The organism is Anaerolinea thermophila (genome assembly GCF_020723905.1).
Taxonomy (GTDB): domain Bacteria; phylum Chloroflexota; class Anaerolineae; order Anaerolineales; family Anaerolineaceae; genus Anaerolinea; species Anaerolinea thermophila_A.
Genome location: NZ_DYHZ01000001.1, coordinates 354,914 through 368,049, shown reverse-complemented (window position 1 = coordinate 368,049; position 13,136 = coordinate 354,914). Strand labels below are relative to the sequence as shown.

Sequence of the window (13,136 nt, the reverse complement as noted above, 5' to 3'; positions counted from 1 at the left end):
AATCGTCCCGCTAGCCGTTATAATCAAAATTGAGGAACCGCTCTATGAATGAGAAAACCCAGTCACAGGCATTTGTAAATGAGGCATTGCCTGAGTTGTTTCATCGCAACCCGGATACTTTTGTGCGTTTGCTGGAACGCGACGGCACACGCCTGTTGCGGTTTTACTGGGATGAGGCTGGAAAGCGGGTCGGTTCAACGGGATTGCGCGATTCTTTTGGCTTGAATTATTTGACCTATCAGCCCAACCGCCGCACCACCATTTATCTCATCACCCTGCCAGAGCCAAAATCGTTTGGAGAAGCCTATTTTGTTGCCCTGGTGTATCGCCCCTACCGTGTGCTGATTCTTTCCTCGGATGTCTCGGGGGTGTACTCGCTCGAACGCATTCCTTCGGAGAAGGGCGGGGAGGATACCCTGCTGGTGGAATGGACGAAACGCCTGCATCGCATCGAGATTCGCAAAGGAGTACTGCCGGAGAAGGGCGCATTTCTCCAGGCGGTGTGGAACGAACTGGGAGAATGAATCAGAAGGCGTCTGCCGGCGTAAAAAGCATCCTCCCCCGAAATCCGTCGGGGGAGGATGAGGTCAGTTGAGTTTGACCGCTCGGGTTGCAAAGTACCACGGCAGGTATTCGCTCAGAACGTCCTCTCCGGGAGGGTTGCGGTCTTCGTAGAAGCCTGTGAGGGCAAAGCCCGCTTCCAGTTGACCGCCAATCAGGTCATTGTATGTATGACTGAATTCCAGGGGAATCCCCTTTTCGCGGTATTTCTGTTTTTCTTCTTCGCTCAGCCCATGGAGATCGTCATAAGGGATTTTCCAGCGCACTTCCAGACGGCGCTGTTCCCAAAGGGCGGTTGTATCAAACAGATAAACCGCCGGGTTGTTAAACCCCGCCAGCAAACTGCCTCCACGCCGCAGGACCCGGTATGCTTCGCGCCACACCGGACGCACCTCGGGACAAAAGCAGTTGGAGACCGGATGGACGATGGTATCGAAAGATTCATCGGCAAATGCCGATAAATCCCGCATATCGCCCTGCACCAGCCGGATGTTCAAGCCTTCGCGCTCAGCCACTTCGCGATCGCGGTTCAACTGCGCGTCTGAAAGGTCGAACACGGTCACACGGTAACCTGCCGCGGCAAGCAAAGGACCCTGCTGTCCGCCGCCCGAGGCAAGGCAGAGAATCTCTGCACCAGCAGGCGGAAACCACCCGCGGGGGACGGGAATAAGCGGGGTAAGAAAAATACTCCACTCCCCACGACGGGCGGCTTCTACCTGTTCATGGGTCACGGGAATCGTCCAGCAGTTTCCCTGCTCCACCTGACGATTCCACGCCCGGCGGTTGTATGCCAGCACCTCATTGTCGTTCACGCTAACCCCGAATCTTTGCGCCCAGTTCCTGCTCCAATCGGCGGATGATGCGCTGGCGAATCGAAGTGGCATCCTTGTCGGTCAGGGTGCGGTCGAGGGCTTGATAGGTCAGACGGTATGCCAGGCTCTTCTTCCCGGCGCCGATTTGCTCGCCGCGGTAGATATCGAACAGCCGTACGGCGGTGAGCAGTTTACCGCCGCCCTGCCGCAGGACTTCTTCGACCCGCGCTGCAGGGATGGATTCATCCACAACAACAGCCAGGTCTTCCAGAACCGGCGGGAAGGCGGGCACGGCGCCAACTTCGTAAGCCACCGGCATGCTCTCCAGCAGGGCTTTCAGCGAGAAATCGCCTGCCAGCACCGGCGCAGGTCCGAAGTCAAAATGCTCTTTTACTTTGGGATGCAGTTCGCCAAACACGCCCAGCACCCGATCGCCGGAAAGCGCCTCGGCGCACTTGCCGGGGTGGAAGGTACTGGTTTGCGCCGCGCGGAAGGTCACATCCGGGATGTGCAGGGCTTCCAGAAGCCCTTCGAGGATGCCTTTGAAGTCGTAGAAATCCATGGGGGTGGCTTCTTTGCGGTCCCATGCCGGCGGCTGTCGGGTTCCGGTCAGTACCAGAGCAACCCTCCAATCCTCGTCGGGGCGGGGTTGCCCTTCCACAGGAAGGAAAACCGGACCGATTTCGAATAAAGCCAGACGTTCGCGCAGGCGGGTATTGCGCTCGGCAATCTCCATGACCGAAGCCAGCAAACTGCGCCGCATCACACTGCGATCCAGCGAGATGGGGTTTGCCAGCGTCAGATAAGGAGCGTTGCGCTCGGGGGCGTCGTCCAGATACAGACGATGCTCGCGTTCAGGGGTGGTCATGCGGTAGGTGATGACTTCCTGTAAGCCAAGGCGGACGAGCGCATCCCGCACTTTATCGGTGGGGGCTAGATTCGGGTCTTCCTGCAGGGAGGGCAGAGGATCTGCCAGGCGGCGCGCCGGAATGCGGTCAAAGCCGTACAGGCGGGCAATTTCCTCGATCAGGTCGGCTTTGCCCACCAGACCCTCACCAATGTCCAGCCGATGAGGCGGAGTCTGCACATGAAGCACATCGCCTTCGATCTGGCAGGTGAATCCCAGCCGACTGAGCAGGTTTTCTGCCTCATCAAGGCTCAGCGGGATGCCCAGAGCGCGGCGGATCTCCGCAGCGGTGAGGTCAACCTGCGGGTCTTTGTGGGGCACAGGGTAGGCGTCAATGAGGTCAGCGGCAATCTCTCCACCGCTCCACAACGCCATGCGTTCCAGTCCCAGTTTCACCCCTTCAGGTGCCAGCGCCGGATGGACGCCGCGCGAGAAGCGGTAGGCGGCTTCAGAATTGAGTTTTTGCGCGGCAACCGTCTTGCGAATGTTGATGAAATTCCAGGAGGCGCCTTCGAGCAGTACATCGGTGGTCTGTTCGGTCACCTCGGTTTCGGCACCGCCCATCACGCCGGCAATGGAAAGCGCACCTGCCGTATCGCACACCAGCACGGTGAAGTCGTCCAGTTTGCGTTCCACGCCATCCAGTGTGGTCAGGGTTTCGCCGGGTCTGGCGCGGCGGGTGATGATGGTAGGCGGGTTGCCTTGAGCGCGCCGCACCAGCGCCTGATAGTCAAAAGCGTGCAGGGGTTCGCCAATTTCCAGCATGACGTAGTTGGTGGCGTCCACGATGTTGTTGATGGGGCGCATGCCCGCCAGACGCAGGCGTAATTGTACCCTGTACGGGCTGGGCTGGATGCGCACATTGCGAATCAACCCCAGCACAAAGCGCGGGTTGTATTCGGGTTCGGTAATCTGAATGGAGGCTTTGCCCAGGATGCTTTCGCCTGTTGCAGGCAGGGTGGCACGGGGCAGGCGCAGGGGCTTGCCGGTCAGGGCTGCCACCTCACGGGCAACGCCGAGGATCGAGGCGCACCGCGCCATGCTGGGCAGGATGGATACATCCAGAACAGCATCGCCCATGTATTCCACCAGTGGCATACCGGTTGGGGCATCCGGGTCGAGGATGATGATGCCCTCGTGTTCCTCAGAAATGCCCAGTTCTTTTTCAGAGCACACCATGGAATAGGATTCCACGCCGCGAATCTTGGCGCGCTTTAAGGTGGTCAGCACCTGCCCGGGTTGGTGTCCATCGTAAATCCGGGCGCCTTCTTTCGCATAGGCGACTTTGAGCGGCTGGGGCAATGGCCCTTTGCCTTTATACTCGAACAGGTTGGGGGCGCCGGTCAACACAATATGTTCCTGCTGACCGTCGTGCAGGCGGCACAGGACCAGACGATCGGCGTTGGGGTGGGGCATCACCTCGTCAATCCGGGCAACGACGATTTTATCGGGCTCCCATGTCAACCCGCTGTAGTGAAATTCGTGGCGCTCAGCCGGGGGCATGGGCAGTCCAACCAGTTGGATTTCCTCCACCTCCAGCCCTGCCATGGTCAGCGTGCGCGCCAGTTCCTCAAGGTTGAGGTCAATATCCACAAATTCTTTCAGCCAGGAAAGGACGACTTTCATAGTTAGAACTGCTCCAGAAATCTGACATCATTTTCATAAAGGGAACGAATATCCTGAATGGCGTGGCGCAACATGGCAATGCGCCCGGGACCCATGCCGGCGGCAAAGCCGGTGAACTTTGCCGGGTCGTAGCCGCCATGTTGCAGGACAACCGGATGCACCATGCCGCATCCCATGATCTCCAGCCATCCGGAGCCTTTGCACACACTGCATCCCTTCCCGTGACAGATGACGCATTCCACGTCCATTTCTGCGCTGGGCTCGGTGAAGGGGAAGTAGGATGGGCGCAGACGGGTGCGCAGGCGTTCGCCGAAAATGCGATCGGCAAAATCCTGTAAAGTGCCTTTCAGGTCCGCAAAGGTGATATCGTACCCTACGGCGAGTAATTCCACCTGGGTGAACTGGATATCTTTGCGGGCACCAGCCTGTTCATACCGGTAGCACATACCTGGCAGCACCACCCGTACCGGCTCCGGAGCAAACTGACGCATGGCGTGAATCTGTCCCGGTGAAGTGTGGGTACGCAGCAGTAAGCCCGGTGTGGTCAGATAGAAGGTGTCCCACATGTCCCGCGCGGGGTGATGCGGGGGGATGTTCAGGTAGGTGAAGTTGTACTCATCCGTTTCGATATCCGGGGAACTGTACACCTGAAAGCCCATTGAAGTGAAAATGCGTAAAATTTCCCGCATCGTCTGGGTTTCAATGTGGTAGCGACCCAGAAACGGACGCCGACCGGGCAGGGTCACATCCAGTTTCTGGCGGGTCAATTCCTCTTCCAGTGCAGCGCGGCGCACGGCTTCCAGTTTTTCCTGATACGCCGCTTCCAGCGCCTGTTTGACGGCATTGGCGCTTTGACCAATTTGCGGGCGCAGTTCTCTGGGCGCCTGCCCCAGGCGGCTGAAAACCTGCATGACCGGGGCATTCCGTCCCAGGTAAGCAACCCGCCAGGCTTCCAGGCTGGCGGCATCGTTTGCCTCTGCCAGTCGTTCCAGCCCCTCCTGACGGATGCGTTCCAGTTCTTGCAGTTCGTCCATTCTTCCTCCCATTCCGGTGAAGGGTTGTTGATGAAAAAATTCCCGCCCCTGCATGGGACGGGAATGGTTTCCCGCGGTACCACCCATCTTGGTCAGAATCTCTCTGACCCACTTTCCCAACAGCCCACCCGGGCGATTGGTAACCCGTTAACGCCGGGTGTGCGGTCCGAACTACTCGCGCTGAGGGATCTCAGGGCTTTCCCCCGGACGGCTCGGGAGGGAACTTCGCGCGGGCTTCTTCCGGGCGGGGTTCCAGCCTGTGCCCCTGCCTCTCTGACGGTGCCCACCCGCCTACTTTCCTCCGTCTCAGCCTTTTCACTTAAGGTGTCAGGTTGTTGAGGTTTATTATCTGCGAAAGCGGGGGAATGTCAAGGGGGAAACTCCACATCCAGCGCTTCATTCAATGAAAAAAAGTTTGCATTTCCACACCCGGTGTGGGAAAATTTAATGTGCAGGGCTGAGAAAAGTTTTTAACTTACTTACCTTGTGTTTTGTAAGTAATTATTGTATCATCAAGTCAGTTTCTCGCTGTGTTAGCGTTCAAATCTGTTCCCGTTCTTAAGAAGGAGTAACCCATGTTAGATATTGAAGCCATCCTCTCTCAAATGACGCTGGAGGAAAAAGCCGCCTTTTGCACTGGCGCAACCCCCTGGAGTACCCTGGCAATCGAGCGCCTGGGCGTTCCCTCTATTGTGATGACCGATGGTCCCCACGGCGTGCGGCGTGCCTCGGACCCGAACACCCTCTCTGCGAAGAGCCTGCCTGCCACCTGCTTCCCCACGGCATCCTGTACGGCTTCCACCTGGAATCCTGCGCTTCTTCAGCGCATGGGAGAAGCCATGGCGGAAGAAGCCATTGCCCTGAACGTGGATATCTTGCTGGGTCCCGGTGTGAACATGAAACGATCTCCTCTGGGCGGGCGTAATTTTGAGTATTTTTCGGAGGATCCCTATCTGGCGGGGGAGATGGCGGTTGCTCTGATCAACGGCATTCAGAGCAAGGGTGTTGGTACGTCCATCAAGCATTATGCCGCCAACAATCAGGAGTTTGAACGCTTCACCATCAGCGCTGAAGTAGATGAGCGCACCCTGAGGGAGATTTACCTTCCTGCTTTTGAAGCGGCGGTCAAGCGTGCCAGACCCTGGACGGTGATGTGCGCTTACAACAAGGTCAACGGCACATTTGCATCCGAACACCGCCACCTGTTGACGGAAATCCTCAAAGAGGAATGGGGTTTCGAGGGCGTGGTGGTCTCGGACTGGGGAGCGGTGCGCGATCGGGTGAAATCTCTTGCGGGTGGACTGGATCTTCAAATGCCGGGTCCCAAGCCCGCGCATGTGCGCGCTCTGGTTGAGGCAGTCAAATCCGGGCAACTTTCCGAAGAAGCGCTCAACGAGTCCGTCCGCCGCGTGTTGCGTCTGGTGGATAAAGCCCTCCGTACGCCGAAAGGCGGCGCTTTTGATGCAGATGCCCATCATAGGCTGGCGCGTGAGATTGCCGCCGAAGGCATGGTGCTGTTGAAAAACAACGGCATATTGCCCTTGAGAGAGGTCAGCAAAGTTGCGGTCATTGGTCGCTCTGCCCGGGAGCCCTATTTCCAGGGCGGCGGCAGTTCAAACATCAACCCCACGCGGGTGGATGTGCCGCTGGATGAACTGCGGAAGCAAGGCGAGGGGATTCAGTGGACTTTTGTGGAAGGGTACGCAGCGGATGAAAGTTTGCATCCCGAGATGATTGACGAAGCCGTTCGGGTAGCCCGTGAAGCCGATGTGGCGCTCATTTTTGTGGCTCTGCCGCCCTCCAAAGAATCGGAGGGTTATGACCGCCAGGACCTGGATCTCTCCCGACAGCAGATTGCCCTTATCCAGGCGGTGGCGAAGGAGCAACCCGGCACGGTGGTGATTCTGAACAATGGTGCACCGGTGGTGATGAGTGAGTGGATTGACGGCGTTGCCGCAGTGCTTGAGGCGTGGATGATGGGACAGGCGGGCGCCGGTGCCATTGCGGATATCCTCTTCGGTAAGGTGAATCCATCCGGAAAACTGGCGGAAACCTTCCCGGTGCGTCTGGCAGATACCCCCGCTTACCTCAACTGGCCCGGCGAAGCCGGCAAGGTGCGCTATGGAGAGGGACTGTACATTGGTTACCGATACTACGATGCCAGAGATGTTCCCGTGCTCTTCCCCTTTGGGTACGGGCTTTCCTACACGACCTTTGCATACAGCAACCCGCGCGTGTCTGCAACGACCTTCCGCGACGTGGATGGCGTGACTGTGTACGTGGATGTGACCAATACTGGCAAGATGGCGGGCAAGGAGACCGTCCAGGTGTATGTGCATGATCGTCAGGCATCTCTGTCCCGTCCGGTCAAGGAATTGAAGGGCTTTGCCAAAGTGGAACTCCAGCCCGGCGAGACCAAAACAGTTGCCATCCCGCTGGATTTCCGCGCCTTTGCCTTTTACCATCCTGAATATCACCAGTGGATTACCGAGAGCGGCGAGTTTGATATTCTCATCGGCGCTTCTTCTGTGGACATTCGCCACACCCTGACGGTAACTCTTGAATCGACACTGGAACTGCCCTGCATTCTAAATATGGAGTCCACTGTGCGAGAATGGCTGGCGGATCCTCGCGGTAAGGCAGTCTTTGGACCGATGTTTGATCAAATGCGCCGCGAAATGGCGCGCACGATGGGGGGCGGGGAAGAATCCAATGAACTGATCGGCATGGACATGATGGGATTCCTGATGGATATGCCCCTGGTCAGCGTGTTGGGCTTCCAGGAAGCCAGTCTGCCCGCCCCTGCCGAGGCAGTGGTTGCCGATTTGCTTGCCAGAGTGCACGGCAACGCATAATCCTCTCGTAAATAGAATCAAAAGAGCCTCCCGGTTTCCGCTTAAACTGGCGAGGCTCTTTATTTTTAATTGCTATTCCAGTACGGGCTTTAAATCGGAGAGGTGTACCCCCTTCAGGTCGGGCAATACCAGGTCGGCATGCCCTACCCGCTCCCGCGGTCCCAGTCCCAGAGTGCGCATCCCGGCGGCGCGGGCGGCATCAATACCGGCTGCGGCATCCTCGACCACCAGACATTCCTGAGGGCTGACTCCCAACCGTTCTGCCGCCAGCAGGAATAAATCGGGTGCGGGTTTACTGCGGGCTGGTGCGTTGCCGTCTACCACAGTGTCCATCAAATTGGCGATGTTTAACCGTTCCAGCACCATGGGGGTGTTCTTGCTCGATGAGACAATGGCAGTTTTATAGCCGTTCTCCCGCAGTTCATGGAGCAGATCCAGCGCGCCCGGCAAGAGGTTGTCCGGAGTCATTTGAGAGATGGATTCCACATAATATCGGTTTTTCCGATCCATCCATTCCTGCATCTCTTCTTCTGTGGCAGGGCGTCCTTTCAGCAACAGTACCAGCGACTCCCGTCGGGAAACCCCGCGCAGGGCTTCGTTATCCTCACGGTCGAAAGGGATGCCCAGTTCATCTGCCAGACGCTTCCAGGCAAGGTAATGGTATTCTGAAGTGTCGGTCAGCACCCCGTCCAGATCAAACAACACCGCGCGAATCATGCTTCCTCCGACGAAAATGGACCTTTGTTGGGCAGATCAATGACATAAGATTTTCCACGCCAGGTAAAGCGGAAGACCAGCCGTTTCCAGTGATGCGGCAGGTGCGGGGTTACCGTCCATGTACCGTTGTGGAATTGCAAACCGCCAAAGCCAAAGACCACCGCCTGCCACACCCCGCCAGCAGATGCCCCGTGAATGCCATCGCCAGCATTACCGCGCACGTCCCGTAAATCGGCGCGGGCGGCACGCATGAAATGTTCGTAAGCGTCTTCCTGTTTGCCCACCCGGCATGCCATGATGGCCTGGATTGAGGGACCCAGCGAAGATCCATAGGTATGATCGGTGCGGGGGGTGTAGTAGTCGTAGTTTACCTGTAGCGATTTCTTATCGAACAGTTCGGGCAAGAGATAAGCCAGCATCAAGACATCGGGCTGTTTGAGCACCTGGGTTTCATTGGTGCCTTCGATGCCAAATATCACCTGCACCGATTCGGTGCGCGGCTCCATGGCTTGCAGGTCCACATCGCGACGCTGGAAGTAGCCCTTGAATTGCTCCACCAGTCCGGTCTCCGGGTCAACTGCGTAATCAATGCGCCGGGCAACTTCCTGCCACCGCTGTAGTTCTTCCGGAGTCATTTGCAGATTCTGGATGTAGCCTTCCGCAACCCCGGGATGGTTTTGTTTAAGGTAATCGAACAGCCACACGGCTTTTTCCAGCGTCCAGCGGGCAAAGGCGTTGGTGAAAGCGTTGTTGTTCACGTGATCGTGGTACTCATCCGGTCCAATCACATCATTGAACTCGTATTTACCGGTGTGTTCGTTCCACTCAGCCCGGCTTGCCCAGAAGCGTGCCACTTCAAAGAAAATTTGCGCACCGCGTTCCAGCAAAAAGTCTTCATCGCCAGTGGCTTTCCAGTACTGCCAGATGCCGTAGCACACCATGGATGAGATGTGGATTTCGATGTCTCCCGTCCAGATGCGCACCACCTGAGTCCGGTCGGCAAAATGCGGCACCCAGGTCGGGGTGACTTCTTCACCCGTGGCAGCGCTTTCCCAGGGGAATTGTGCGCCCTGAAAGCCACCTGCCCGTGCTTTTTTCCGTGCCCCTTCAAGGTTGTGATAGCGGTAGGACAGTAAATTGCGGGCAATGTGCGGGCGGGTGTAGGTGAAGAACGGCAACATGAAGATTTCGGTATCCCAGAAGACATGTCCTCGGTAGCCATAACCGCTCAGGGTTTTGGCTCCAATGGAAACCCGTTCATCATGGCGCGGAGCCGCCGCCAGCAACTGGAAAAGGCTGAATCGCACGGCAATCTGGGCTTCATCGTCGCCTTCGATTTCCACATCGCAGGCTTGCCAGTCTTCTTCCCAGGCGCGGGTGTGCGGTTCCCACAGGGCATCCCATGCCGGAACGGGCAGGCTGAGCAGTTTTTCCTGCGCTGCATGGTAGGGGTTGTCCACATCCCGTGAGGTGAAATACACCGCGGTTTTTTCAACGGTCAGCGGCTTTCCCTGTTCAAGGGAGGTCTTCAGCACCTGAGTGGGGTGATTATGCACATCCCAGGCGGAGATTTCGGCGGGCAAATCGGGCGTCAGCGTCAGCCGGGACGCCGCTCCCAGTTCCACACGGGTTGCCTGGGTGCGTACGTGCAGAGCGCAAATTTCCGGAGTTGCCTGTTGTGCCAGCCACTCCCAGTGTTTGTAGTTCAGGTTATCCACATCCCCGCTCCAGCCAGCGCGCACTTCCAGCGTGCCGCTGTAATCTTCCGGGGTGATTTGCACCCGTAGAATCAGCACATGTTCATCGGCAAGCGAGGCAAATCGTTCAAATTCCAATCGGGTGGTTTTCCCCTGTGGACTGCGCCAGCGCACCGTTCGGCTTACCCGCCCGTTGCGCAAATCCAGCGTCCGCCGGTAGGTGAGAATTTGCCCGCGATCCAGACGGAAGAATTCCCCGTCCAGAAAGAGGTGCAGTTCCAGCCAGTCGGGAGCATTGACCAGTTCTGTAAAACTAATGGGAATGTCGTCGAATACGCCGTGCAGGAAGGTGGTGCGGCGTTCGCCGGGATAACCTTCCTCGAAGGCTCCGCGGCTTTCCAGATAACCGTTCCCAGAAGTGAAGACCGTTTCACTGTGATGCAGTGTCTGGGGGTTGAACGTCTCTTCGGTAACAGTCCACAGAGAAGATGACATACAGATTCCTTTCTATGGGTAAAGATAAGGGTGATCTTGATCCAGAGGGATTTCTTCTCCCGTGCTGGAGGCGCGGATGATCAGTTCGGGTTCAATCAACTCGCAATACGGGGAGGAAATATCTGGATGGTCTAACAGGGTAATGAGGCGGTTGACCAGTCGCTCGCCGACTTCCCAGATGGGCTGGCGAACGGAGGTGAGGGGAGGAATGGTGTAACGGGCAAGGGGGGTGTCGTCAAAGCCGGTGATGGCAATCTCGCTCCCTACCCGGTAGCCCAGTTGCTGTGCCGCACGCACTGCGCCCAGCGCCATCGCATCGTTGAAGGCTACAATTGCTGTTGGGCGCATGGATTCTGGAAGCGCAAGCAGACGCAGGGTGGCTTGATATCCGAAAGCAGGCACGCCCTCGCCGCGTTCCATCCATTCCGGAACGGGGGGAATGCCGGCTTCGATTAGCCCCTGCAGGAATCCGGCAATGCGGTTCGCGCCGACCCGCGATTCGGGGGGCCAGGTGAGCGCGGCAATGCGGCGGTGTCCGCGTTCGACCAGATGCCGCACCACTTTCAGCATCCCCAGCCCGCCGTCAATATCAATGCTGGGAAACTGATACTCCGGGTTGGACCGTCCGAATGCCACAAAGGGGAAACGCCGTTCCATCAGATACAGGATGCGCGGGTCTTCATACTCCACGCTGGACAGGATAAAACCGTCCACCCTGCCCGAATCAATTAACTCCCGGTAGGCTTCGCGCAGGCGTTGGGGGTCAGGCTGATTGGGGAAACAAAGCAGGTAATATCCCTGTCGTTCTGCCGCCTGCACCATGGACTGGAGCAATTCGTCCAGAATGGGGTTTGCCTGCCCTGTTGCCGTAGGCGCCCAGCAATAGGCGATGGTATGACTGCGCCGGGAGCGTAAACTGCGCGCGGTATGGTTGGGGATGTAATTCAACGCTTGCACGGCTTCCCAGATACGGGCTTCGGTTGCCGCAGGTAACTGCACCTGACCGTTCAGCACTTTGGATACCGTCTGGTAACTGACCCCGGCGAGACGGGCAACTTCTTTCAGCGTGGCGCGTTTAGGGGGATTCATCTCTTTTTGTTTCCTCCCAAAATGTTCGTGCGAACGTTCGCATTGAGTATAAGGCGTGTTTTCCTGAATGTCAAGAATTTTCGGCTGTTCAGGGAAATTTTTCCAGAGGTAAAACAGCCTTGTTCCGCCTCATCCCTGAGAACAGCGTTGCCGGTTTTAATCTCTTCATTGCCCGGGAAAAAGATAGGGATGGAAATGCTCAATGACAATCTTTGTTAATGGGTAGTTTTCTGAACGGCAAGATCAGGGTATTTTCTTAAAAAATGGGCGTTTCTGCCTTCTCTTGCACAAAAATCGTGCTTTAATGAGAATGTTATCGTTCATCCTGTTCTGTTTCTGAATCAGCCGGAGGAAAACCATGGCGTTTTTTGACCTTTCCTTTGAAGAACTGCAAAGGTATCAGCCCGCGCGCGGAGAGCCGGAAGACTTCGATGCCTTCTGGCAGACCACTCTCAGCGAAGCCCGTCAGTTCCCCCTCAACGCCCGTTTTGAGCGGGTGGAAGTCGGGTTGAAGACGCTGGAGGCGTATGATGTCTCTTTTTCCGGTTATGGTGGACAAACCATCAAAGGCTGGCTGTTGTTGCCGGTGAACCGGCAGGGCAAACTGCCCTGTGTGGTGGAGTATATTGGTTATGGCGGTGGGCGTGGCTCGCCTTTCAACTGGCTTTTCTGGCCCTCCTGTGGTTATGCTACCCTGGTCATGGATACGCGCGGACAGGGGAGTGCCTGGCAGCCCGGCGATACTCCCGATCCGGAGCCGGAGGGAACTAACCCGCAATATCCCGGTTTCATGACCCGCGGCATCTTAAGCCCGTACACCTACTACTACCGCCGGGTATTTACCGATGCGGTGCGTGCTGTGGAGGCGGCGCAAGCCTGCCCTGAGGTGGATTCCAGCAGGATTGCCATCACCGGAGGGAGTCAGGGTGGGGGAATCACCCTGGCGGTTGCCGGGCTGTGCCCGGAGGTGCGCGTGGCAATGCCGGATGTGCCTTTCCTCTGCCACTTCCGCCGTGCTACCCAACTGGTGGATACGTATCCCTACGCTGAGATTGCGAATTACTGTAAAACCCACCGTGATAAGGTCGAGCGGGTTTTCCAGACGCTGGCGTACTTTGACGGCATGAATTTTGCCGCCCGTGCCAGAGCCGCCGCTCTCTTCTCGGTGGGCTTAATGGATACCATTTGCCCGCCTTCGACGGTGTACGCCGCTTACAATCATTATGCCGGATTCAAGCAAATGCGGGTGTACGAGTTCAACAACCATGAGGGCGGAGGCACTTATCAGAGCGAAGCCAAGTTAGCCTTTTTAAGCGAGTTTTTACCCCTGTAATTTCTGGAGG

The 13,136-nt window shown here is 57.1% G+C and carries 9 protein-coding genes; 3 read left to right on the top strand and 6 right to left on the bottom strand.

Annotated elements, in window-relative coordinates:
- The first annotated feature begins 44 nt into the window (after nucleotides 1–44).
- Complete coding sequence (locus tag LHF31_RS01530; protein ID WP_298005915.1) at nucleotides 45–524, top strand: hypothetical protein; 480 nt, start codon at nucleotides 45–47, stop codon at nucleotides 522–524.
- A gap of 63 nt (nucleotides 525–587) precedes the next feature.
- On the opposite strand, the gene LHF31_RS01525 is transcribed toward LHF31_RS01530, so the two are convergent.
- From LHF31_RS01525 to pheS, 3 genes are read right to left on the bottom strand one after another with little or no spacing between them, the layout of a single operon-like run.
- On the bottom strand, nucleotides 588–1,373 hold the full coding sequence (locus LHF31_RS01525; protein ID WP_298005918.1) for a class I SAM-dependent methyltransferase: 786 nt from the start codon (nucleotides 1,371–1,373) through the stop codon (nucleotides 588–590).
- A gap of 1 nt (nucleotide 1,374) precedes the next feature.
- Nucleotides 1,375–3,906 (bottom strand): phenylalanine--tRNA ligase subunit beta, encoded by a 2,532-nt coding sequence (gene pheT, locus LHF31_RS01520; protein WP_298005921.1) that lies wholly within the window; start codon nucleotides 3,904–3,906, stop codon nucleotides 1,375–1,377.
- A gap of 2 nt (nucleotides 3,907–3,908) precedes the next feature.
- Nucleotides 3,909–4,940 carry a phenylalanine--tRNA ligase subunit alpha gene (gene pheS, locus LHF31_RS01515; RefSeq protein ID WP_298005924.1) on the bottom strand — a complete coding sequence of 344 codons (1,032 nt, stop codon included), beginning with the start codon at nucleotides 4,938–4,940 and terminating at the stop codon, nucleotides 3,909–3,911.
- Between the two features lie 575 nt (nucleotides 4,941–5,515).
- Here pheS and LHF31_RS01510 point away from each other — a divergent pair.
- Entirely contained in the window at nucleotides 5,516–7,795 is a 2,280-nt protein-coding gene (locus LHF31_RS01510) for a glycoside hydrolase family 3 C-terminal domain-containing protein (protein ID WP_298005928.1), read from the top strand.
- A 72-nt stretch (nucleotides 7,796–7,867) separates the two neighbouring features.
- Here LHF31_RS01510 and pgmB read toward each other — a convergent pair whose 3' ends face one another.
- From pgmB to LHF31_RS01495, 3 genes are read right to left on the bottom strand one after another with little or no spacing between them, the layout of a single operon-like run.
- The gene (gene pgmB / locus LHF31_RS01505) at nucleotides 7,868–8,512 is read right to left on the bottom strand and encodes a beta-phosphoglucomutase (RefSeq protein WP_298005931.1); all 645 of its coding nucleotides are present in this window, start codon (nucleotides 8,510–8,512) and stop codon (nucleotides 7,868–7,870) included.
- Nucleotides 8,509–10,704, bottom strand: coding sequence for a glycoside hydrolase family 65 protein (locus tag LHF31_RS01500; protein ID WP_303773266.1), 2,196 nt, complete (start codon nucleotides 10,702–10,704; stop codon nucleotides 8,509–8,511). Before LHF31_RS01500 ends, pgmB begins: the two co-directional genes overlap by 4 nt.
- Nucleotides 10,705–10,716: 12 nt before the next feature.
- The gene (locus LHF31_RS01495; RefSeq protein ID WP_298002794.1) at nucleotides 10,717–11,793 is read right to left on the bottom strand and encodes a LacI family DNA-binding transcriptional regulator; all 1,077 of its coding nucleotides are present in this window, start codon (nucleotides 11,791–11,793) and stop codon (nucleotides 10,717–10,719) included.
- A gap of 358 nt (nucleotides 11,794–12,151) precedes the next feature.
- Between LHF31_RS01495 and LHF31_RS01490 the strand changes: the two genes are divergently transcribed.
- A complete protein-coding gene (locus LHF31_RS01490) occupies nucleotides 12,152–13,126 on the top strand; it encodes an acetylxylan esterase (RefSeq protein WP_298002797.1) in 975 nt (324 codons plus the stop codon).
- Nucleotides 13,127–13,136: the final 10 nt, after the last annotated feature.

Excerpts from the sequence above, each read along its gene's own strand:
- LHF31_RS01530 (WP_298005915.1), top strand. The coding sequence starts at position 45 with ATGAATGAGAAAACCCAGTCACAGGCATTTGTAAATGAGGCATTGCCT.
- LHF31_RS01490 (WP_298002797.1), top strand. The coding sequence starts at position 12,152 with ATGGCGTTTTTTGACCTTTCCTTTGAAGAACTGCAAAGGTATCAGCCC.
- pgmB (WP_298005931.1), bottom strand. The coding sequence starts at position 8,512 with ATGATTCGCGCGGTGTTGTTTGATCTGGACGGGGTGCTGACCGACACT.
- LHF31_RS01500 (WP_303773266.1), bottom strand. The coding sequence starts at position 10,704 with ATGTCATCTTCTCTGTGGACTGTTACCGAAGAGACGTTCAACCCCCAG.
- LHF31_RS01510 (WP_298005928.1), top strand. The coding sequence starts at position 5,516 with ATGTTAGATATTGAAGCCATCCTCTCTCAAATGACGCTGGAGGAAAAA.
- pheS (WP_298005924.1), bottom strand. The coding sequence starts at position 4,940 with ATGGACGAACTGCAAGAACTGGAACGCATCCGTCAGGAGGGGCTGGAA.
- LHF31_RS01495 (WP_298002794.1), bottom strand. The coding sequence starts at position 11,793 with ATGAATCCCCCTAAACGCGCCACGCTGAAAGAAGTTGCCCGTCTCGCC.
- pheT (WP_298005921.1), bottom strand. The coding sequence starts at position 3,906 with ATGAAAGTCGTCCTTTCCTGGCTGAAAGAATTTGTGGATATTGACCTC.